Source organism: Rhodococcus sp. LW-XY12 (assembly GCF_019317345.1).
GTDB lineage: Bacteria > Actinomycetota > Actinomycetes > Mycobacteriales > Mycobacteriaceae > Rhodococcus > Rhodococcus pyridinivorans.
On the sequence record NZ_CP079225.1, the window covers coordinates 1,343,297 to 1,363,998 of the forward strand.

Sequence of the window (20,702 nt, forward strand, 5' to 3'; positions counted from 1 at the left end):
TGTCGCCCGAGCGAGCCCGCCCGTCCCCAACGTCGCCGTGAGGAAATCTGTCGTGACCACTCGATCCGATCGAGGCAATGTCCCCGTCGTGTCCCTGCCCGGACTCGTCTCGAAACTGCCCCGGATGGCTACCGATCTCCCCATCGTGCTGCGCGGAGCAGCCGGGATGACCCGGAAGCCGACCGCCCGCGAGACGATCGGGTCGGTCTTCCAGAAGCTCGCCGAGCGTCACCCGGAGCGGCCCTTCATCCGGTTCGAGGGAGCCTCCATCGGGTACGGCGAGGCCAACGCGCAGGTCAACCGGTACGCAGCGGTGCTCGCCGATCGCGGTGTCGGCATGGGCGACGTCGTGGGCATCCTCATGGGCAACCGGCCCGAGACCCTGCTGGTCGCGCTGGCCGCGGTCAAGCTCGGTGCGGCCGCCGGCATGCTCAACATCAACCAGCGTGGTGAGGTGCTCGAGCACAGCCTGTCGCTGCTCGACAGCGCCGCCCTCGTGATCGGGGAGGAGTGCGAGGAGGCCGTCGACTCTCTCGGTGGCGAGCCGCAGGCCCGCACCGTGCTGCGCTTCGACGATCTCGACACCGCCGCCCGCGACGCCGACGCGTCGAATCCCGCAGTCACCGAGGAGCTGCAAGCGTCCGAGACGGCCTACTACATCTTCACCTCCGGCACGACAGGACTGCCGAAGGCCAGCCGCATGACGCACTTCCGGTGGCTGAAATCGATGTCGGGCCTGGGCAGCCTCGGCGTGCGCCTGCGCCGGACCGACGTCCTGTACTCCTGCTTGCCGCTCTATCACAACAACGCCCTCACGGTCGCGTTGTCCTCGGTGCTCGCCGCCGGCGCCACGCTCGGGCTCGGCCGGAAGTTCTCGGCGTCCAACTTCTGGAACGACGCGGAGCGCAACGGCGCCACGGCCTTCATCTACATCGGCGAGATCTGCCGCTACCTGCTCAACCAGCCGCCGCGGGAGGACGACGCCGACCACGGGATCCGCCTCGCCGTCGGCAACGGTCTGCGCGCAGAACTGTGGGACGAGTTCACCGAACGCTTCGGTATCGACCGCGTCGCGGAGTTCTACGGTGCGAGCGAATGCAACATCGCCTTCATCAACGCGCTCGACCAGAAGCGCACCGCCGGCATCTGCCCGCTGCCCTACGCCGTCGTCGAGTACGACCCCGATTCGGGCCAGGCACGTCGCGGCGACGACGGCCGGTTGAAGAAGGTCGGCAAGGGCGAGGTCGGACTGCTCCTCGCGAAGGTCACCTCCCGCGCACCCTTCGACGGGTACACCGATCCCGAGGCCACCGAGAAGAAGCTGCTCCGCGACGCGTTCTCCGACGGCGACGTCTGGTTCGACACCGGCGACCTCGTCCGCAACCAGGGATGGATGCACGTCGCGTTCGTCGACCGGCTCGGCGACACCTTCCGGTGGAAGGGCGAGAACGTCGCGACCACGCAGGTCGAAGCCGCGGTGTCGTCGCACGAGACGATCGCCGAGGCCGTCGTCTACGGCGTCGAGGTCGACGGGGCCGACGGCCGCACCGGGATGGCCGCGATCACCTTGAAGGAGGGCGCCGAGCTCGACGGAGCGGCGCTCGCGAAGTCGCTGCACGACGCGTTGCCGGACTACGCGGTTCCGCTGTTCGTCCGCATCGTCGACGAGCTCGAGTACACGACGACCTTCAAGAGCAGGAAGGTCGATCTGCGCAAGCAGGGCTACAGCGAGACCGGTGAGGACGAGGTGTACGTCCTCGCGAGTCGCAGCGAGGGTTACCGGCCGATCTTCGACGGCTTCGTCGACGGCGTCGCGCGAGGAGAATTGCCCGGTCGCTGAGCATGTCAGGATGGGATCATGAGCGGCCCCGCGACCGATGTCGACGAGCAGACCCCCGTGACCCGTCCCGGTCCGGCACCGTCCACCCTGTGCGGGCGCCCCGTCGCCACCGACAGGGCGCTCGTCATGGCGATCGTCAACCGCACCCCGGACTCGTTCTACGACCGGGGAGCGACCTTCGAGGACGACATGGCGCTCGCGGCCGTCGACCGCGCAGTGGCCGAGGGTGCCGACCTCGTCGACATCGGCGGGGTGAAGGCCGGCCCGGGTGAGGTCGTCGACAGCGACGAGGAGATCCGGCGCGTCGTGCCGTTCGTCGCCGCGATCCGCGAGCGCTATCCGGATGTGCTCATCAGCGTCGACACCTGGCGCAGCGAGGTCGCGCGTCGCGCTGTGGGCGAAGGCGCCGATCTGATCAACGACACGTGGGCCGGTGCCGATCCCGAGCTCGTCGCGGTCGCCGCGGAACTCGGGGCCGGCATCGTCTGCTCCCACACGGGCGGCGCCGTCCCGCGCACCCGCCCGCACCGTGTGCGGTACACCGACGTCGTCGGGGAGGTGGTGCGGGAGGTCGTCGCGGCCGCGGATGCCGCCGCCCGCGCCGGCGTCGCGAGCGACTCGATCCTCATCGACCCGACCCACGATTTCGGAAAGAACACCCATCACGGACTCGCTCTGTTGCGGCACGTGGACGTTCTTGTAAAAACCGGGTGGCCTGTGCTTATGGCGCTGAGCAACAAGGACTTCGTGGGGGAGACTCTGGGAGTCGAACTCGCCGACCGGTTGGAGGGCACATTGGCAGCGACAGCTCTGGCGGCAGCGGCCGGCGCACGAATGTTCCGGGTACACGAGGTGGCAGCCACACGTCGGGTGGTCGACATGGTCGCGGCGATCGCGGGCACACGCCCGCCGGCGCGCACGGTGAGGGGGTTGGCATGAGTGCACCTGCACGCACGTGGAACGAAGCCAACAGCTGGGATCGGCCCGCCTGGGCGATCGACGAGCTGATCGCGGCCAAGGCCGGCCGCACAGTGACCGTGGTGCTGCCCGCCCTCAACGAGGAGGAGACCGTCGCGAGTGTGATCGACACGATCCACCCGCTGCTCGGTGGTCTCGTGGACGAACTGGTGGTCCTCGATTCGGGTTCCACCGACGAGACCGCCACCCGGGCGCGGGCGGCGGGTGCCCGTGTCATGTCCAGGGAGGAAGCGGTGCCGGGCATCGAACCGGTCCCCGGCAAGGGGGAGGTGCTGTGGCGGTCGCTCGCGGCGACCTCCGGCGACATCATCGCCTTCGTCGACTCCGATCTGATCGATCCCGATCCGGCCTTCGTGCCGAAACTGCTCGGACCCCTGCTGCTCGGCGACGGTGTGCACCTCGTCAAGGGGTACTACCGGCGCCCGCTGCGCACCGGTGGGGGCGAGGACGCCCACGGCGGTGGCCGCGTCACCGAGCTTGTCGCACGGCCGCTGCTCGCGGCACTGCGACCGGAGCTGACCTGCGTGCTGCAACCGCTCGGCGGTGAGTACGCGGGGACGCGGGAACTGCTCGAGTCGGTCCCGTTCGCACCGGGTTACGGGGTGGAGATCGGGTTGCTGCTCGACACCTACGACCGGTTCGGTCTCCACGCGATCGCGCAGGTCAACCTCGGGGTCCGCAAGCACCGCAACCGGCCGCTGTCCGAACTCGGGGCGATGAGCCGGCAGATCGTGGGCACGATGCTCGCGCGCTGCGGGATCCCCGATTCGGGTGCGCCGCTCACCCAGTTCCTGGTGGAGGGCGATGCGTTCGTGCCGTTCGACACCTCCGTCGATCTCACCGACCGCCCCCCGATGGCGACGGTCACCGGCTGACCCGACCGTCCGGCACCGGTCCCGGCCGGTGTCGGCCGCTCGTGCCAAGATCGGAGCATGCTCACGGTTCTGCTGTACGTGCTCGTGATGGCGGGCGTCGCCGCGGTGCTGTTCTTCGTCGCGAGCGCCGTCTTCGGCCGGGGCGAGACGTTGGCGCCGCTGCCTCCGGGCACCACCGTCACGGTGTTGCCGGCCACCGACGTCACCGGCACCGACATCCGCGACCTGCGGTTCCAACAGACCGTGCGGGGTTACAAGATGAGCGAGGTCGACTGGGCGCTCGATCGTCTCGCCCGCGAGGTCGACGATCTGCGGGTCCGCCTCGCCGACGCCGAGGCCCGCGCAGAGGAGCCGCCGGTCGACGGCACCGGAAAGGGCGACGGCACCGGAAAGGGCGACGGCACCGGAAAGTGCGGCGGAGCAGAGGACGTCGGAGCAGAGGACGTCGGAGCAGCCGACGTCGATGGGGAGAACGTCGCCGAGCGGGCTTCGTCGGAGTCGACGGGGGAGTCACGATGACGGCAGACGGGCAGGGTCCCGTGGTCGATACCGACGGGCAGGGTCCCGTGGTCGATACCGACGGGCAGGGTCCCGTAACCGATACCGACGGGCAGGGGCCCGTAACCGATACCGACGACCGCGTGCGGTGCCCGTGGGCCGTCGACGGTCCCGGTTCGTCGCTCTACCGCGACTATCACGACTACGAGTGGGGTCGGCCGCTCCACGGCCGCGACGAGATGTTCGAGCGGCTCTCCCTCGAGGCATTCCAGTCGGGACTGTCGTGGCTGACGATCCTGCGCAAGCGGGAGGCCTTCCGCGCGGCTTTCCACGGCTTCGACGTCGAGGCGGTCGCCCACTTCACGGAGGCCGACGTCGAGAGGTTGCTTGCCGACTCCGGCATCGTGCGCAACCGCCGCAAGATCGAGGCGGTGATCGCCAACGCGCGGGCCGTGCTCGAACTGTCCACCGATCTCGACGAGCTGCTGTGGTCGTTCGCACCGCCGCGACGCGCGCGACGTTCGGTAACGGTCGAGGAGATTCCGGCGGTGACGCCGGAGTCCACGGCGATGGCCCGTGAGCTGAAGCGCCACGGCTTCCGTTTTGTGGGCCCTACCACTGCGTATGCGCTGATGCAAGCTACCGGAATGGTCGACGATCACCTCGAATCGTGCTGGGTGTCACTCGACTCGTAGAACCCGGAGGAGTGTCTTACCCAGGAGTCAGCTACGCGCACGTATTCCGGATAGGGAAGAATGAGAAGGTGCGCGTCGCCGCGACCGGCGATGCAACCACACGGTAACCCACGCGCCCGGCGGTCGGGTGCAGATTTGGAGGGAGCAGAGGATGGCGGCCATGAAGCCCCGGACCGGGGACGGTCCCCTCGAAGCAACCAAAGAGGGACGAGGAATCGTCATGAGGGTTCCACTCGAGGGCGGCGGACGTCTGGTCGTCGAGCTCACGCCGGAAGAGGCTGCGGCACTCGGCGACGAACTCAAGAGTGTCACCAGCTGATCGGCCCCTCTCAGGGCACTCCGGGCCCCGCGCTCCTCGGCGCGCGGGGCCCGGTGTCGTCCTGAGAGCAGGATCGGAGGCGCGATGCTCGCCGACGTGATCGATCTTCTCGCGTGCCCTAACTGCGAGTCCGCGCTCGACCTCGACGACAACGTCGTGGTGTGCGATCGCGGGCACAGCTTCGACGTCGCACGCCAGGGCTACGTGTCGCTGCTCGCCGGCGGTTCGACGCCGTTCACCGGCGACACCGCCGACATGATCGCGGCCCGCGCCGATTTCCTCGGTGCCGGGCACTACGACCCGATCCGGCGCGCGGTGGCCGACGCATGCCTCGACACCGCCGATACGGTGGACACCGATGCGGTAGTCGCAGCCGCCGGCGCTGCGATCCTCGAGGTCGGGGCCGGTACGGGGCAGTACCTCGCGTCCGTGCTCGACGCCCTGCCGGCGGCGCGCGGCATCGGGCTCGACGTCTCCAAGCCCGCGGTGCGGCGCGTCGCCCGCAGTCATCCCCGGACCGGAGCGATCCTCGCCGATGCGTGGCAACGACTGCCTGTGAAGTCGGCATCGCTCACCCACGTGCTGTCGGTGTTCGCGCCCCGCAACGCCGCCGAGAGTCATCGCGTGCTCGTCCCCGGAGGCACGCTCGTCGTTGCTACACCCACCTCGGAGCATCTGCGCGAACTGGTCGCGTTGCCCGGCATGGTGAGTGTGGACGACCGGAAGACGGAGCGGCTCTCGTCCGCGCTGTCGGGACGTTTCGAGCGAACGGGACGGACGGACGTGCGCTTCACGGCCGCACTCCCGTGCGAGGCGCTCGGTCTCGTCGCGGGGATGGGACCGTCCGCCCATCATGTGACGTCCGACCGGCGTGCGGAGTTGCTGGCCTCCCTGCCCGATCCGTTCGAGGTGACGGTCTCTGTCACCGTCACCTCGTGGCGACGGGTCGAGACGGCCGACGAACCTAGCGCGTCGTGAGCACCTGCTGGTAGACGGCGACGGTCTGGCGGGCGATCTGCGCCCACGAGAACTCGTTGACAGCGCGGTCGCGTCCGGCCCGGCCCCACCGGGCGGCACGGTCGCGGTCGCGCGCGACGTCGTCGATCGCATCGGCGAGCGCACGCTCGTAGGTCTCGATGTCGAAGGCGTCGTAGTGCACCAGTCGCCCGGTGACCCCGTCCTGCACGACCTCCGGGATGCCTCCGACGTCGGACGCCACCACGGCGGTCTCGCAGGCCATCGCCTCGAGGTTGACGATCCCCAGCGGCTCGTACACCGACGGACAGACGAAAACCGTTGCAATCGAGAGTAGTTCGCGGACCGATTCGGTGGGCAGCATCTCGCGTACCCAGTGCACCCCGTCACGGGCGTCCTGCAGGGCGGTCACCGCCCGTTCGGTCTCCGCGGCGATCTCGGGGGTGTCGGGCGCGCCGGCACACAGGACGAGCTGGATGTCGGGGTCGAGATGGTGCGCCGCGGCGATCAGGTGCCCGACGCCCTTCTGCCGGGTGATGCGGCCGACGAACACGACGATCGGACGATCCGGATCGAGACCGATGCGGGTGACGACGGACTCGTGGCCGGGCTCGGCCGGGCCCGGATGCCAGACGGTGGTGTCGATCCCGTTGCGCACCACGTGGACCCGAGCGGGATCGACGAACGGATAGGCGTCGAGCACGTCGAGGCGCATCCCGTCGCTGACCGCGATGATCGCGTCGGCGTACCGGACGGCGTTGCGCTCGGACCAGGAGGAGATGCGGTAACCGCCCCCGAGTTGCTCGGCCTTCCACGGCCGTCGGGGCTCGAGGGAGTGCGCGGTGAGGATGTGCGGGACGTCGTGGAGTTCGGCGGCCAGATGACCGGCCAGCCCGGTGTACCAGGTGTGCGAGTGCACCACGTCGACTCCGGCCGCGGCGTGCGCCATGCGCAACCCGGCCGACAGGGTCGTCAGGGCAGGATTGGCATCGCGCAGTGCCGGGTCGGGGGAGTGCACGAACGCGGTATCGCGCGGTGCGCCCGTGCAGTGCACGTCGACCTCGACCAGTCGACGCAGTTGTTCGACGAGTTCGGTGACGTGGACCCCGGCCCCGCCGTACACCTCAGGCGGATACTCCCGCGTCATCATTGCCACCCTCACCGCCTCAAAGTAGCGGGCCGCGCAGGTTCCGGCCACCCGGCCCCGACACTCCGTAGGGCGTCGAGATCGCGCTTCGCTGGCGGCGGCCTGGGTCGGGGGATAGGTTGAAGCGTGTGAGGAGCCAGCCCCATGTGCTTGGAATCGTTCTCGCCGGCGGCGAGGGCAAACGTCTGTATCCGCTGACCGCGGACAGAGCCAAGCCGGCAGTGCCGTTCGGGGGCGCATACCGCCTCATCGATTTCGTGCTCAGCAATCTCGTGAATGCCGGTTACCTGCGCATCTGCGTTCTCACGCAGTACAAGTCGCACTCCCTCGACCGGCACATCTCGCAGACCTGGCGCCTCTCCGGCTTCACCGGTGAGTACATCACCCCGGTGCCGGCCCAGCAGCGGCTCGGTCCACGCTGGTACACCGGCAGCGCCGACGCGATCCTGCAGTCGCTCAACCTGGTCTACGACGAGGATCCCGAGTACATCGTGGTCTTCGGCGCCGACCACGTGTACCGGATGGACCCCGAGCAGATGGTGCGCCAGCACATCGAGTCGGGCGCCGGTGTCACCGTCGCCGGTATCCGCGTCCCGCGCAGCGAGGCATTCGCGTTCGGCTGCATCGACAGCGACGAGAGCGGCAGGATCACCCAGTTCCTCGAGAAGCCCGCTCATCCGCCCGGGACACCCGACGACCCCAACGTCACGTTCGCGTCCATGGGTAACTACGTCTTCACCACGAAGGTCCTCGTCGAGGCGCTGCGGGCCGACTCGGAGAATCCCGACTCCGACCACGACATGGGGGGCGACATCATCCCCGCGCTCGTCGAGCGGGGCGAGGCTCACGTCTACGACTTCAACGACAACGTCGTCCCGGGCGCGACCGAACGCGATCGTGCCTACTGGCGCGACGTCGGTACGCTCGACGCCTTCTACGACGCTCACATGGACCTCGTGTCGGTCCACCCGATCTTCAATCTCTACAACCGGCGCTGGCCCATCCGCGGTGCCGCCGAGAACCTGCCGCCCGCGAAGTTCGTGCAGGGCGGTCTGGCGCAGGAGTCGATCGTCGGCGCCGGCAGCATCCTGTCGGCCGCCACGGTCCGCAACTCGGTGCTCAGCTCGAACGTCATGGTCGACGACGGCGCGACCGTCGAGGGCAGCGTGCTCATGCCCGGTGTGCGCATCGGCAAGGGTGCGGTCGTGCGACGAGCGATCCTCGACAAGAACGTCGTCGTCGGCGACGGCGAGATCATCGGCGTCGACCTCGAGCGCGACCGTCAGCGGTTCGCGGTGAGCAACGGCGGTGTCGTCGCCATCGGCAAGGGCATCTGGATCTGAGAGCGTGCTGCCCGCCCGGAGGCGGCTGCGCGGATCAGCTGAGGCGCACCGCGCAGAGCAGGCCGTCGCCGAGCGGCAGGACCACCGGAGCGAGACGCTCGTCGTCGGACACCGCGCGGGTCGCCTCGCGCACCGCGAGCACCGTTGCGTCGCGGGCAGCGGGGTCGGCGACGCGTCCGTCGAGCAGGGCGTTGTGCAGCACGATCACCCCACCCGGCCGGAGCAGACGCACCCCTTCGCGCACGAAGTGCGGATGGTCGGCCGGGGTCGCATCGACGAAGACCATGTCGTAGCCGGAGTCGGCGAGTCGCGGCAGCACGTCCAGCGCGCGGCCGTTGATGAGCCGGGTGCGCGACGCCACGACACCCGCCTCGCGGAAGGCGATCTTCGCGGCCCGCTGATGCTCCGGCTCGCTGTCGATGGTGGTGAGCACGCCGTCCTCGCGGAGGCCGTGCAGCAACCACAGTCCGCTCACACCCGCACCGGTCCCGATCTCCACTACCGTCCTGGCGTCGAGCATGCGGGCGAACATCGCGAGGGCGGCTCCGACGGAGGGGGACACCGGGTCGGCGCCCAGATCTTCGGCACGGTCACGCGCCGCGGCGAGCTCGTCGTCCTCGACGACGATGTTCTCGGCGTGGGTCAGGATGCGATCGGCGTTGGTCTGCACCTCACTGAGGCTATCCTCGGCGATTCGTTCGCGCAGGCAGGCGCGCACGGAGTGGTGCCGCCAGTTGTGTGATTCAGGCGGATGACCACGCCCGAACCGATTTTCTCAGGGACGTTTCAGGTTACTCATACGGCGGCCACATCGCCGCGAGGAAAACTGACAATCGGCGAACCGGACGATCGCACCGGTTCACGACTTCGAGGACGCACCGCTCTCGGGGAACGCTCCTGTGAAGGAATATTCCCTGCAGATCGAGTGTTGATAGGCCCTGAAGCAAGTACCACTGCGGTCCCGACGAGGAGGATCCACCGATCCACATGACCCGAGCCCACACTGTTCCCGAGAACGACGCCTCGGCGCTCGAGGCGGACCTGAGCGGCACCGCGGCGCTCGAGGCGGACCTGAGCGGCACCGCGGCGTTCGACGCCACCGGGGACCACGCGGCCATGCCGTCGTGGGACGAACTCGTTCGTGAGCACGGCGACCGCGTCTACCGCCTCGCCTACCGTCTTTCCGGCAACGCCCAGGACGCCGAGGATCTCACGCAGGAGACCTTCATCCGCGTCTTCCGGTCGTTGCAGAACTACCAGCCCGGCACTTTCGAGGGTTGGTTGCATCGCATCACCACGAACCTCTTCCTGGACATGGTGCGCCGCCGGAACCGCATCCGGATGGAAGCGCTCCCGGAGGACTACGATCGTGTACCGGCCGCAGGGCCGAACCCCGAGGAGATCTACCACGACGCGCGTCTCGGCGCCGACCTGCAGTCCGCTCTGGACTCGCTCGGACCCGAGTACCGTGCCGCGGTGGTGCTCTGTGACATCGAAGGTCTGTCCTACGAGGAGATCGGTGCCACACTGGGGGTGAAACTCGGTACGGTGCGTAGTCGTATCCACCGAGGCCGCCAGGCACTCCGCGAGTACCTGCGCGAGCATGGAAAGGTCGAAAACGGTCGCGTCGATGCGGGGTAGCCGCCGGGAGGTAGTGATGACGATGGTGCAACCACCTCGCAGGTTCGGCTCCACGGAACACCTCGCCAGCGAGGCAATTGCCGCATTCGTCGACGGCGAACTGCGCATGGCGGCCTACATGCGGGCCGCCCAGCATCTGTCGATGTGTCCGGAGTGTGCCGCCGAGGTCGAAGCCCAGCAGCAGGCCCGCCACGCACTGCGGTCCGCTGCCGATCACATACCGCGTATGCCGAGTTCACTGCGCGGTACGCTCAGCAACATCCCGTCCCACCTGTGCGACCCGACCCCGCGCCCTCAGGCGGAGGAAGGCTTCGCCGCGCGCCGCTGGTCGATTCTCCGGCGCCGGTGACCGGACGGGCGGTAACAGGTGATCCGATGCCATCGGTGATACTGGGCTGCGTGACGGACCTAGACGGGGGAGACGGGCACGCGTGACGGCCGAATCTGCGCAGCACACCGGACGGCGGGGCGGCGACGATCGTCGTCGCGACGACGAGCTGCCCCATGCCTCGTCGGGTAAGGACTCCTCGGGCGGAGACTCGTCCGGCAGAGGCTCGTCCGGCAACGCCTCGTCGGGTCTCCCCGACGGAGCGATCGCGCGCCCCGACGACGCTCCCCGTCTCGAACCGCGGCCCGTCTACCGGCCCACCGTCGACCCGGCATCGGCCCGTGTCTTCGGGCGCCCGGCCGGCGCCGAGGGATCGTTCGACTCCTCGGCCCATCCCCGCGTCGTCGACCCGCGCGTCCAGCAGGCACCTCCGACCGATGCGATCCTGGCCGAGGCCTACGGACGGCCGTCCGACGTCGACGAGACGCTCCAGCGTCCCCCTTCGCAGCCCGCGGCCGAGACCGAGGACGACACCGAACCCGATCCCTGGCGCGACCCCGACTCAGCGGTGCGGCTCGGTCCGCCCCTGGCCGGGCAGACCGAGGAGAAGGAACTTCCTCCGGCTCCCGGACTGACCCTGCGTGAGGTGTTGTTCGACCGCCGCGTCCAACCCCGCGCACTCGCGACCCTGGCCGCTGTGGCTGTCGTGATCGGCATGGTCGGCGGACTCGTCGTCGCGCTCGCGACCGCCGACAACGGTTCGCTGACCAGTCGCGGAGTGACGCTGAGCCAGTCGGGTCCCGACGAGGAACTGCCCACCGGCGCGGTCGCGCGTGTCGCCGACACCGTGCTGCCCGCGGTCGTCTCCATCCAGACCACCGTCGGCGGCGACGCCGGCACCGGCTCGGGCGTGGTGATCGACGGTGCCGGTTACATCGTCACCAACAACCACGTCGTTTCGATGGCCGCCGGCAATCCCGATGCGAAGGTACAGGTCACCTTCGATGACGGCACGAAGGTGCCCGCCTCGATCGTCGGACGCGACATCAAGACCGACTTGGCCGTGCTCGCCGTCGAGAACGTCGACAACCTGGTCGTCGCCGAGCTGGGCCGCTCCGAGGACGTCCAGGTGGGCGAGGACGTCGTCGCGGTCGGTTCGCCGCTCGGCCTGAGCAAGACCGTCACCCGCGGCATCGTCAGCGCGCTGCACCGGCCCATGCGGCTCAGCGGGCAGGGCACCGACACCGACGCGGTGATCGACGCCGTCCAGACCGACGCCTCGATCAACCCCGGCAACTCCGGCGGCCCCCTCATCGACATGGAGGGTCGCGTGATCGGTATCAATTCCGCGATCAAGTCGGAGACCGGCGGTTCGGTGGGCCTGGGCTTCGCGATCCCCATCGACGACGTCACCGAGGTGGCGCAGGAGCTGATCCGCACCGGCGAGATGCGGCACCCCGACATCGGCGTGAACGCACGCTCGGTGGTCAACGACGTCGCGAGCGGCGCGGAGGTCGCCAACGTCCGTCAGGACAGCCCGGCCCAGCGCGCCGGCATCGTCGAGGGCGACGTCATCGTCAAGGTCGGCGACCGCGAAGTCACCAGCGCCGACGAGCTCGTCGTGGCGGTCCAGCAGCAGGAGATCGACGAACCGATCACCGTCCAGCTCGTGCGCAACGGCCGTCTCGTCGACGTCGAGGTCACCCCCGTCTCTGACTGAGCGGCCCCTGTCTCGGACAGAACGTCCCAGCCGTGTGATGTGACCTTCCACGTAGGTGCTGCGATCCGGACGAGACCACGTACCCTGGATGCGTGTTCGGCAACATCGGTTGGGGCGAGTTCCTGGTACTCATCGTGGCGGCCCTCGTGGTCCTCGGCCCGGAGCGCCTCCCCGGCGCCGTCTCGTGGGTGGCCAAGTCGCTGCGTCAGGTACGCGACTACGCCACGGGTGCGCGCGACCAGCTCGAGCAGGAATTCGGACCGGAGTTCGACGACCTGCGGCAACCGCTGTCCGAGCTGAACCAGCTGCGCGGCATGACACCGCGGGCCGTGATCACGAAGCATCTGCTCGACGGCGACGACTCGATTCTCACCGGCAATTTCGACAAGCCGTCCTCGGCGGCTCCGGGAACGCCCACCAACGGCGCGGCCCGGCCGAACCTGTCGAAGCCGCTCGCTCCGGACGAGAAGCCGCCGATCGATCCCGACGCCACCTGACAGCTTTCCTACGATCGAGCCCCCGCCGTGAAGCACGGCGGGGGCTCGATCGATATCGGGTTCTTACAGGTGACGCGTGGTGTCGATTCCCAGCGACATGCCGGCCAGTCCGCGCCTGCGCACGGCGAGCTTGTCGGAGATCTCCTCGAGCGCCACCGCGGGCGCCGAGTCGGGCGCCGCGAGGACGATCGGGGTACCGGAGTCGCCGGCCTCGCGCACTGCCGGGTCGAGCGGGATCTGGCCGAGCAGCGGCACCGTCGCGCCCACCGCGCGGGTGAGCCGCTCGGCGACGGCCTGACCGCCGCCGCTGCCGAAGACGTCCATTCGGGTGCCGTCGGGCAGCTCGAGCCACGACATGTTCTCCACCACGCCGGCGATGCGCTGACGCGTCTGCAGCGCGATGGAACCGGCGCGCTCGGCGACCTCGGCGGCTGCCTGCTGCGGCGTCGTCACGACGAGGATCTCGGCGTTGGGGATCAGCTGCGCGACGGAGATGGCGACGTCACCCGTGCCGGGCGGCAGGTCGAGGAGCAGGACGTCGAGGTCGCCCCAGAAGACGTCGGCGAGGAACTGCTGCAGCGCGCGGTGCAGCATCGGGCCACGCCACACCACCGGGGTGTTGCCCTCGGTGAACTGGGCGATGGAGATCGTCTTCACGTCGTGCGCGATCGGCGGCATGATCATCCGCTCGACCTGCGTGGGCTTGGCGGACGTGCCGAGCATGCGGGGGATCGAGTGACCGTAGATGTCGGCGTCGAGCACACCCACCGACAGTCCGCGCGCGGCCATCGCCGCGGCGAGATTGACGGTGACCGACGACTTGCCGACACCACCCTTGCCGGAGGCCACCGCGTAGACGCGCGTGAGCGAACCGGGCTGGGCGAACGGGATGACGGGCTCCGTGGAGTCGCCGCGCAGCGACTTGCGGAGCTCGGTGCGCTGCTCGTCGCTCATCACGTCGAGGGTCACCCGGACCTCGCCCACGCCGGCGACGTCGGCGACGGCCTTGGTGACGCGCTCCGAGATCTCGGTGCGCATGGGGCACCCGGCGGTGGTCAGATAGATCGCCACATCGACGCTGCTGTCGGCGCCGATCTCGATGCTCTTGACCATTCCGAGATCGGTGATGGGCTTGCGGATCTCCGGGTCCTGGACCCGTGCGAGCGCACTGCGGACGTCGGACTCACTGACTGCCATGACGCCCATGGTAGGCGGCACGCCGCTCGCGACGGGATACGGGTCGACGGTGACCCGACGACGGCCTCCGGTCCGGGGTGACCCGACGACGGCCTTCGGTTCGGGGTCACCCGACGACGGCCTTCGGTCCGGGGTGACCCGACGACCCTCTCCGGACCTCAGTGGATGCGGGGGAGATCCGCGGGGCTCGGGTCGATGCCGGTGGAGTAGGCCGTCGACCAGGCGAGCACGTTCGCCACGTAGGCCATCGAGTTGTTGTAGCGGTGGATCGCCTTCGTCGAGTGCGCGAGGTTGCGCATGTCGAGGCCACCGTCGCACAGGTACTTCGCGGTGGTGAGCGTCGAATCGTACAGGTTCTGGGGATCGGAGACCCCGTCGCCGTTGCCGTCGCCCGCGTACTGGTTCCACGTGGTGGGGATGAATTGCATCGGCCCGACCGCACGGTCGTAGACGGTGTCGCCGTCGAGGGCGCCGCCGTCGGTGTCGTGGATGACGGCCTGGCCGGGCAGGCTGCCGTTGAGCGGCAGTCCGATGACGGGCTCGAGCAGGTTGCCCTTGGCGTCGGCATGACCACCGTTGGCGTGTCCGGACTCGACGCGGCCGATGCCGGCGAGGAGCGTCCAGTGCATGCCGCAGGCGGGATTCTCCTCGGCGAGGATGCGCTCGGCGTTGCGGTAGGCGGCGTAGTTGATGCCGGGGATGCCGAGGGGGCCCTCGTGGAGGACCTCGGGCTCGGGTTCCGGCTGGGGGGCGGCCTTGAAGGTGCGCACGGGTGCCGGTTCGGGCTCGAGCATGATCGTCTGCACGGCGGCGACCGCTTCGGGAATCGCGTTCGCGAGGTCGGCCGAGTCGGTCGACGACGCCGTCGGCTCGGTCTCGTGGTGAGCTGCACCCATCAGCGCTCGCGGCGACGCACCCGCGGTGGTCGCGGCTGCGGCGACCAGTCCGACCGGAACGAGTCCGGTCATCGCGATGACGGAATTTCGCCGAAGCTTCGAATCCGACGGTTTGGCGTGGCGGCCCAATGGATAACCCTCCCTCGGGTGCCTCGGAACGAGACACCTTCGTTACGTGCCGGGCCGAGGTTACAGCATTCGATGCCTTTCCGTTACTCAAACGTGATGTAACGGGGTCGTATGCGTACTGCTGTGGCCCGTCCGTGCTGGTCCGGTGGGTCGGGTGGGGTGAAAGAAAAAGATGACGACACGCGTGTCGTGCGTGGCGTCACCTCACGTGTGTGCCGGGAGTTATTCGCAGAAGGCGGGCACCAGGCAGGGGAGTTCGGGCAACTCCGGCATCGGCGGCGGAGCCGGGATGTTCTGTTCGGGTGCCTGCTGAGCCGGAGTGTCGGCGGGCGCTTGCTGGGCCGGCTGAGGTGTCGCCTCCGGAGCGGGCGCGGTGACCGCCGGAGCCGGCGCGGCGGCCGCGACATCCGAGGCGTTCGGAACGGGCCGCGCCGGGATCGGAGCGAGATCGGCGGGAGCCACCTCGGCGGCCTTCGAATACGCACCGGACCAGTGCCGGACATTCGCCAGATAGTCCGGTGACGGATCGACCGACGCCACCGCCCGCGCCTCCCCGTCCGGCTCGCGCAGGTTTCCGCCCTCCGCGCACATCCGGGCACCGGCGGCCAGGGTCGCGTCGAAGATGTTCTGTGGATCGGCGGTGCCGTCCGCGTTGCCGTCCGCCGAGTACTGCTCCCACACCGCGGGGGCCAGGCGCATCGGCCCGAGCAGCCCCTCCGGGGTGACGACCGGCGCGGTCAGCGTGCCCAGGATGTCGGTGCGTCCCCCGTCCGCGTGTCCGGAGTTCAGGCGCCCGACGGCGGCGAGCAGATTCCACGGCAGGCCGCACTCGGGAGAGTCGATGGCCAGCTGCATCTCGGCCGCGCGATAGGCGTAGAAGACGAGTTCGGGGATCGCGAGCGGCCCGTCGCCGAGGGCCGCCGCACCCCCTGCCGCGGCCACGGCATCGGGCGGAAGCTGGGTGAGCGGGTCGCTCGGGCTGCGCAGCGGTTGCGCCTCGCGCACCTCGCCGGGGAGCACGCCCACCGCCGGAGCGGCGCTCGGCTCGGTCTCGGCGGACGTCGTCTCCGCCACCACCGTCGCCGACGACGCTGTCGCCGCGAGTCCGGCAGCGACGATCACCGGCATCGCCAGCGCGACCTTCCACCGCACGCGATCACCCTCCTCCGATCGTCCGTCCGACTGATGTGACGAAGGTTACAGAAGGGTGTCGGGTTGTGTGCAACGGGGCGTGCCGGACAACAGGACGGGGTCCCTCAGTGACGGGGCCCGCGGGTGCGCGGAGTGCCGGCGTCGTCCTCGTTCTCGTCGTCGATCAGCAGGGCGCGCAGATCGTCGAGTTCGCGACGCAGATAGTCGCGGGTCGCGACCTCACCCACCGCGAGTCGCAGAGCCGCGAGTTCGCGTGCCAGGAACTCGGTGTCGGCCTTGGTCTGCTCGGCGCGGGCGCGATCCTCCTCGAGCGATACGCGGTCGCGGTTCTCCTGCCGGTTCTGCGCCAGCAGGATCAACGGCGCCGCATAGGCGGCCTGCGTCGAGAAGGCCAGGTTGAGAAGGATGAAGGGATAGGGATCCCACTGCAGTCCGACCGCGGCGATGTTGAGGGCGATCCACACGATGACGACGATCGTCTGGATGGCGAGATAACGGCCCGTTCCGAGGAACCGGGCGATCGACTCGCTGACCCGGCCCACCGCCTCGGCGTCGAAGTTGAAGCGGAACCTCGACGCCTGTGGGGTCTCGAGGCGCGAGCGGCCCTGCGTGCTGCGGTCACTCATCCTCGATGTCCTCCTCGCGCCAGTCCTCCGGCAGCAGATGGTCGAGCACGTCGTCGACGCTCACCGCGCCGAGCAGGTGCCCCTCGTCGTCCACCACCGGACCGCAGACCAGGTTGTACGTCGCGAAGTACCGGGTGACGGTGGTCAGGGCGTCGTCGGGGGCCAGGCGCGGCAGGTCGTCGTCGACGACCCCTCCCACCAGGCTCGCAGGCGGTTCCCGGAGCAATCGTTGCAGATGGACACAGCCGAGGTACTTGCCGGTGGGCGTCGCGGTGGGCGGCCGCACGACGAAGACCATCGACGCCAGGGCGGGACTCAGATCCGGATTACGGGCGCGGGCGAGCGCTTCGGCCACCGTGGTCGCCGGCGTCAGCACGACCGGCTCGGGGGTCATCAGACCACCGGCGGTGTCGGGGGAGTGCTCGAGCAGGCGGCGCACCGGCTCGGAGTCCTCGGGGTCCATGCGTTGCAGGAACGACTCGGCGTCCGTTGCGGGCAGCTCACCGAGGAGGTCGGCGACGTCGTCGGGATCCATCGCCTCGAGCACCGCGACCGCCCGGTCGAGGCCGAGCTGGGTGAGCAGGTCGGTCTGATCGTCGGAGGGTAGCTCCTGCACGATGTCGGCGAGGCGTTCGTCGTCGAGCGCCGCGGCGACCTCGGTGCGTCTCTTGATCGGCAGGTCGCGCAGGGCGTTCGCGACGTCCGGCGGGCGCATGTCCTCGAACTGCAGGAGCAACTGCGCGACACCCTGTCCGGGCATCGACAGTGCCTGCTGGGTGAGTCCGTGCACGTGCGGCCATTCCACGATGTGGATGGGGGAGCGGCGCGCGAGCCGGCCGCGATGGCGACGCACCGCCACGCGGGCGACGACCCAGTCGCGGGTGCGCATGAGCTCGAGCCCCAGATCCACCACGACGGCGTCGACACCCATCAGGTCCGGCAGCTCCGGGTCGTCGACGCGCACACGCGAATCGAGGACCTGACCGAGGGCGAGCACCTCCGAGGGTCGCTGCGTGAACCGGCGCAGACTGACGTTGCCGGTGACGAGGGTGACCGCGCCGGGTTCGATCGCGGTCACGCGCAGCATCGGGACGAAGATCCGCTTGCGGGTGGGCAGTTCGACGACGAGCCCCAGCGCACGAGGCGGCTGACGTCCCACTCGTATGGTCAGCACGACATCGCGGACGCGGCCGATGGACTCGCCGTCGGGGCCGAGAACGACCAGTCCGGCCAGCCGCGCGACGAAGACCTTGCTCACTGCTGCCATGATTGCCAGGCTAGAGCGTGCCCGCGCTGTTCCCGGAACTCGGAGGTCTGGTCAGGTCATGTCGTTTTCGTTCAGGCCCCGAAGATCGGTACTCGCGGTTCCCGGCAGCAGCCGGAAGATGATCGACAAGGCCAAGGGCCTTCCCGCCGACGAGATCTTCCTCGATCTCGAGGACGCGGTGTCGCCGCTGGCCAAGGAGCAGTCCCGCAGCACCATCGTCGAAGCTCTGAACGAGGACGGCTGGGGCGACCAGATCAAGGTCGTGCGCGTCAACGACTGGACCACGGACGCGACCTATCTCGACGTCGCGACGGTCGTCGGTGGTGCCGGCGCGAATCTCGACGCGATCCTGCTGCCGAAGGTGCCCGACGCGAGCCACGTGAAGGCGCTCGACCTGCTCCTCACGCAGGTCGAGAAGGCCCACGGTCTCGAGACGGGACGGATCGGTATCGAACCGCAGATCGAGAACGCCATCGGGTTGACGAACATCAACGAGATCGCGACGGCGAGCCCGCGCGTGCAGACACTCGTGTTCGGTCCGGCAGACTTCATGGCGAGCATCAACATGCGCACCCTCGTCGTCGGTGAGCAGCCCGAGGGTTACGACGTCGGCGACGCCTACCACCACATCCTCATGACGATCCTCATGGCCGCGCGTGCGCACGGGCTGCAGGCCATCGACGGTCCCTACCTCCAGATCCGCGACGTCGACGCCTTCCGCCGGTCGGCGCAGCGCACCGCCGCCCTGGGCTTCGACGGCAAGTGGGTGCTGCACCCGAGCCAGATCGACGCGGCCAACGAGGTCTTCAGCCCCCGGCAGGAGGACTACGACAAGGCCGAGATGATCCTCGACGCCTACGAGTGGCACACCTCGGCCGAGGGCGGCGCCCGCGGTGCCGCGATGCTCGGTGACGAGATGATCGACGAGGCGAGCCGGAAGATGGCCCTCGTGATCTCCGCGAAGGGCCGGGCCGCGGGGTTGCAGCGCACCCAGAAGTTCGAGCCGCCGGCCTCCTGACGGGAACGACCAGGGAAAAGAACATATCGGGCGAACCATCGCGGCGTGCCGGTCCCTGTCGAGGCAGAATGGAGACCGGCGCCGCGACCGTCGGCGTGCATCGCGAAGGAGCCGAAACGACATGACGAATCCCCTCGGACCCGGTCGCCAGGTACCCGGTCTGCCGACACCTCCCACGGGCTGGCCCGTCGGTTCGTACCCGACCTATGCAGAGGCGCAACGGGCGGTCGACCACCTGGCCGATCAGAACTTCTCCGTCGAGGACGTCACCATCGTCGGTGTCGATCTCATGCAGGTCGAACGGGTCACCGGTCGGCTCACGTGGCCGAAGGTGATCGGCGGCGGCATCGTCTCGGGCGCATGGCTCGGCGTGTTCTTCGGTCTCCTGCTCGGCATCTTCTCCACCGACTTCCTCGGCCCGCTGCTCGTCGGCCTCGTCGGCGGCATCATCTTCGGCCTCATCTCGGCGAGCATCCCGTACGCCGCGACCCGCGGTCAGCGCGACTTCTCGTCCACCATGCAGCTCGTCGCCGGCCGCTACGACGTGCTGTGCCAGCCGCCCACCGCCGAGAAGGCGCGCGACATCCTCGCCAAGCTCGCCATCTGATCGTCTCGCGGTCGCGTGTTCGCCGAGAACGGCACTCGTCGTGATCGGCCTCGCGCCACTACTGTCGATCCCATGCCCGACCTCGATTCGGTGGCCGATGCCCTCTACGGCCTCGACCCAGGAGACTTCGTGGCGGCCCGCTCCGAATTCGCGGCGCAGGCACGCGAAGCGGGCGACCGCGAGCTGACGGCGGCCATCGGCAGACTGCGCAAACCGACGGTCGCGGCCTGGATGGTCAACCTGCTCGCCCGCGAACGGGCCGACGAACTCGCGGCGTTGCTCGACATCGGATCCGCCCTGCGCACCGCGCAACGACGACTGTCCGGCAGCGAGATGCGGAAACTGTCGGAGCAGCGTCGCCGGGTGGTCGCCGCGCTCGAGCGCGACGCGGGTCGGCTCGCCGCCGACCGCGGCCGCACCGTCTCGGAGAGCGCACTGCGTGAGGTGGGGCGCACCCTCAACGCCGCGTTGTCGGATCCCGACATCGGGGAGCAGGTCCGGCAGGGCCGGCTCGACGCGATCGTCGAGTCCGACGGTTTCGGCGACCTGTCGGCGATGCCGCTCACCGTCGTCCGCGGAGGGTCGGAGGAGGACGACGAGGACGACCGGACGGCAGCGGGCAAGTCTGCACGCAAGAGCAAGGGCGAGCGCGAACCCACGGAGCGTGAGAAGGCGGACCAGGCGGCTCGCGAGGCGGAGATCGACGAGGCCGCTGCCGCTCTCGACTCGGCGCACAACGCGGCCGAGGAAGCGCGCGAAGCCGCGTCGGCGGCAGAGCAGGAGCTGGCCCGTCACGAGGAGGAGGTCGCCGAGCTGCGGGCGAAGCTCGAACACGCAGAGCAGCAACGCACCTTCGCGCGCCGCGCCGCCGCCGAGGCGAAGAAGCGGGTGGTCGCCGCCGAACGTGCCGTCTCGGCCGCCGAGGTCGACCTCGCCCGGACGAAGAACTGAGCT

Annotated in this window: 22 protein-coding genes; 15 read left to right on the top strand and 7 right to left on the bottom strand. The window is 69.3% G+C overall.

Translation table 11 applies throughout. The features are described from left to right. Positions 1-88: 88 nt before the first annotated feature. The 7 genes from KXC42_RS06360 (at position 89) to KXC42_RS06390 (ending at position 6,183) form a co-directional block, all read left to right on the top strand. A complete protein-coding gene (locus KXC42_RS06360) occupies positions 89-1,840 on the top strand; it encodes a long-chain-acyl-CoA synthetase (protein ID WP_219130441.1) in 1,752 nt (583 codons plus the stop codon). Positions 1,841-1,858: 18 nt separating this feature from the next. Continuing rightward, the gene (folP, locus tag KXC42_RS06365) at positions 1,859-2,779 is read left to right on the top strand and encodes a dihydropteroate synthase (protein WP_019288055.1); all 921 of its coding nucleotides are present in this window, start codon (positions 1,859-1,861) and stop codon (positions 2,777-2,779) included. Next, the gene (locus KXC42_RS06370) at positions 2,776-3,693 is read left to right on the top strand and encodes a glucosyl-3-phosphoglycerate synthase (protein WP_006550560.1); all 918 of its coding nucleotides are present in this window, start codon (positions 2,776-2,778) and stop codon (positions 3,691-3,693) included. The genes folP and KXC42_RS06370 overlap by 4 nt, the downstream gene beginning before the upstream one ends. Positions 3,694-3,750: 57 nt before the next feature. Continuing rightward, positions 3,751-4,212 (top strand): DivIVA domain-containing protein, encoded by a 462-nt coding sequence (locus KXC42_RS06375; protein WP_064852901.1) that lies wholly within the window; start codon positions 3,751-3,753, stop codon positions 4,210-4,212. Then, positions 4,209-4,886, top strand: a complete 678-nt coding sequence (locus KXC42_RS06380) for a DNA-3-methyladenine glycosylase I (protein WP_235367190.1) — start codon at positions 4,209-4,211, stop codon at positions 4,884-4,886. Before KXC42_RS06375 ends, KXC42_RS06380 begins: the two co-directional genes overlap by 4 nt. Before the next feature lie 151 nt (positions 4,887-5,037). Further along, on the top strand, positions 5,038-5,205 hold the full coding sequence (locus KXC42_RS06385) for a DUF3117 domain-containing protein (RefSeq protein WP_006554284.1): 168 nt from the start codon (positions 5,038-5,040) through the stop codon (positions 5,203-5,205). A gap of 84 nt (positions 5,206-5,289) precedes the next feature. After that, on the top strand, positions 5,290-6,183 hold the full coding sequence (locus KXC42_RS06390; RefSeq protein ID WP_219130044.1) for a putative RNA methyltransferase: 894 nt from the start codon (positions 5,290-5,292) through the stop codon (positions 6,181-6,183). Here the strand turns inward: KXC42_RS06390 and glgA are convergent. Beyond that, complete coding sequence (glgA, locus tag KXC42_RS06395) at positions 6,170-7,342, bottom strand: glycogen synthase (RefSeq protein WP_039586422.1); 1,173 nt, start codon at positions 7,340-7,342, stop codon at positions 6,170-6,172. The two genes, KXC42_RS06390 and glgA, sit on opposite strands and share 14 nt — an antisense overlap. 113 nt (positions 7,343-7,455) lie before the next feature. Between glgA and glgC the strand changes: the two genes are divergently transcribed. Continuing rightward, the gene (gene glgC / locus KXC42_RS06400; protein ID WP_006554287.1) at positions 7,456-8,670 is read left to right on the top strand and encodes a glucose-1-phosphate adenylyltransferase; all 1,215 of its coding nucleotides are present in this window, start codon (positions 7,456-7,458) and stop codon (positions 8,668-8,670) included. Between the two features lie 34 nt (positions 8,671-8,704). Here glgC and KXC42_RS06405 read toward each other — a convergent pair whose 3' ends face one another. After that, complete coding sequence (locus tag KXC42_RS06405) at positions 8,705-9,340, bottom strand: O-methyltransferase (protein WP_006554288.1); 636 nt, start codon at positions 9,338-9,340, stop codon at positions 8,705-8,707. Positions 9,341-9,657: 317 nt separating this feature from the next. Between KXC42_RS06405 and sigE the strand changes: the two genes are divergently transcribed. The 4 genes from sigE to tatB all read left to right on the top strand — a co-directional run bounded on the left by sigE (position 9,658) and on the right by tatB (position 12,856). Continuing rightward, complete coding sequence (gene sigE, locus KXC42_RS06410; protein ID WP_006554289.1) at positions 9,658-10,311, top strand: RNA polymerase sigma factor SigE; 654 nt, start codon at positions 9,658-9,660, stop codon at positions 10,309-10,311. Positions 10,312-10,327: 16 nt separating this feature from the next. Next, on the top strand, positions 10,328-10,660 hold the full coding sequence (locus KXC42_RS06415) for an anti-sigma factor (protein WP_019288062.1): 333 nt from the start codon (positions 10,328-10,330) through the stop codon (positions 10,658-10,660). An 82-nt stretch (positions 10,661-10,742) separates the two neighbouring features. Beyond that, complete coding sequence (locus KXC42_RS06420) at positions 10,743-12,359, top strand: S1C family serine protease (RefSeq protein WP_039586307.1); 1,617 nt, start codon at positions 10,743-10,745, stop codon at positions 12,357-12,359. 92 nt (positions 12,360-12,451) lie between these two features. Then, positions 12,452-12,856 (top strand): Sec-independent protein translocase protein TatB, encoded by a 405-nt coding sequence (gene tatB, locus KXC42_RS06425; RefSeq protein ID WP_006554292.1) that lies wholly within the window; start codon positions 12,452-12,454, stop codon positions 12,854-12,856. A gap of 63 nt (positions 12,857-12,919) precedes the next feature. Here tatB and KXC42_RS06430 read toward each other — a convergent pair whose 3' ends face one another. The 5 genes from KXC42_RS06430 to KXC42_RS06450 all read right to left on the bottom strand — a co-directional run bounded on the left by KXC42_RS06430 (position 12,920) and on the right by KXC42_RS06450 (position 18,123). Continuing rightward, positions 12,920-14,053, bottom strand: a complete 1,134-nt coding sequence (locus tag KXC42_RS06430) for an Mrp/NBP35 family ATP-binding protein (protein ID WP_024103442.1) — start codon at positions 14,051-14,053, stop codon at positions 12,920-12,922. A 158-nt stretch (positions 14,054-14,211) separates the two neighbouring features. Continuing rightward, complete coding sequence (locus KXC42_RS06435) at positions 14,212-15,078, bottom strand: lytic transglycosylase domain-containing protein (RefSeq protein WP_006554294.1); 867 nt, start codon at positions 15,076-15,078, stop codon at positions 14,212-14,214. A gap of 222 nt (positions 15,079-15,300) precedes the next feature. Then, a complete protein-coding gene (locus tag KXC42_RS06440) occupies positions 15,301-16,230 on the bottom strand; it encodes a hypothetical protein (protein ID WP_033097298.1) in 930 nt (309 codons plus the stop codon). A 104-nt stretch (positions 16,231-16,334) separates the two neighbouring features. Next, positions 16,335-16,856, bottom strand: coding sequence for a DUF1003 domain-containing protein (locus KXC42_RS06445; RefSeq protein WP_006554296.1), 522 nt, complete (start codon positions 16,854-16,856; stop codon positions 16,335-16,337). Then, positions 16,849-18,123, bottom strand: coding sequence for a magnesium transporter MgtE N-terminal domain-containing protein (locus tag KXC42_RS06450; protein WP_006554297.1), 1,275 nt, complete (start codon positions 18,121-18,123; stop codon positions 16,849-16,851). Before KXC42_RS06450 ends, KXC42_RS06445 begins: the two co-directional genes overlap by 8 nt. Positions 18,124-18,181: 58 nt before the next feature. On the opposite strand from KXC42_RS06450, the gene KXC42_RS06455 reads away from it, so the two are divergent. The 3 genes from KXC42_RS06455 to KXC42_RS06465 all read left to right on the top strand — a co-directional run bounded on the left by KXC42_RS06455 (position 18,182) and on the right by KXC42_RS06465 (position 20,699). After that, complete coding sequence (locus KXC42_RS06455) at positions 18,182-19,141, top strand: CoA ester lyase (RefSeq protein ID WP_219130045.1); 960 nt, start codon at positions 18,182-18,184, stop codon at positions 19,139-19,141. A gap of 121 nt (positions 19,142-19,262) precedes the next feature. Next, positions 19,263-19,748 carry a general stress protein gene (locus tag KXC42_RS06460; RefSeq protein ID WP_006554299.1) on the top strand — a complete coding sequence of 162 codons (486 nt, stop codon included), beginning with the start codon at positions 19,263-19,265 and terminating at the stop codon, positions 19,746-19,748. A 72-nt stretch (positions 19,749-19,820) separates the two neighbouring features. Further along, positions 19,821-20,699, top strand: a complete 879-nt coding sequence (locus KXC42_RS06465; RefSeq protein ID WP_006554300.1) for a hypothetical protein — start codon at positions 19,821-19,823, stop codon at positions 20,697-20,699. Positions 20,700-20,702 lie beyond the last annotated feature (3 nt).

Bases quoted from the DNA above. Each gene is read 5' to 3' on its own strand.
- folP (WP_019288055.1), top strand. From the start codon at position 1,859: ATGAGCGGCCCCGCGACCGATGTCGACGAGCAGACCCCCGTGACCCGT.
- KXC42_RS06370 (WP_006550560.1), top strand. From the start codon at position 2,776: ATGAGTGCACCTGCACGCACGTGGAACGAAGCCAACAGCTGGGATCGG.
- KXC42_RS06375 (WP_064852901.1), top strand. From the start codon at position 3,751: ATGCTCACGGTTCTGCTGTACGTGCTCGTGATGGCGGGCGTCGCCGCG.
- KXC42_RS06380 (WP_235367190.1), top strand. From the start codon at position 4,209: ATGACGGCAGACGGGCAGGGTCCCGTGGTCGATACCGACGGGCAGGGT.
- KXC42_RS06385 (WP_006554284.1), top strand. From the start codon at position 5,038: ATGGCGGCCATGAAGCCCCGGACCGGGGACGGTCCCCTCGAAGCAACC.
- KXC42_RS06390 (WP_219130044.1), top strand. From the start codon at position 5,290: ATGCTCGCCGACGTGATCGATCTTCTCGCGTGCCCTAACTGCGAGTCC.
- sigE (WP_006554289.1), top strand. From the start codon at position 9,658: ATGACCCGAGCCCACACTGTTCCCGAGAACGACGCCTCGGCGCTCGAG.
- KXC42_RS06415 (WP_019288062.1), top strand. From the start codon at position 10,328: ATGACGATGGTGCAACCACCTCGCAGGTTCGGCTCCACGGAACACCTC.
- KXC42_RS06430 (WP_024103442.1), bottom strand. From the start codon at position 14,053: ATGGCAGTCAGTGAGTCCGACGTCCGCAGTGCGCTCGCACGGGTCCAG.
- KXC42_RS06445 (WP_006554296.1), bottom strand. From the start codon at position 16,856: ATGAGTGACCGCAGCACGCAGGGCCGCTCGCGCCTCGAGACCCCACAG.
- KXC42_RS06450 (WP_006554297.1), bottom strand. From the start codon at position 18,123: ATGGCAGCAGTGAGCAAGGTCTTCGTCGCGCGGCTGGCCGGACTGGTC.
- KXC42_RS06455 (WP_219130045.1), top strand. From the start codon at position 18,182: ATGTCGTTTTCGTTCAGGCCCCGAAGATCGGTACTCGCGGTTCCCGGC.
- KXC42_RS06460 (WP_006554299.1), top strand. From the start codon at position 19,263: ATGACGAATCCCCTCGGACCCGGTCGCCAGGTACCCGGTCTGCCGACA.
- KXC42_RS06465 (WP_006554300.1), top strand. From the start codon at position 19,821: ATGCCCGACCTCGATTCGGTGGCCGATGCCCTCTACGGCCTCGACCCA.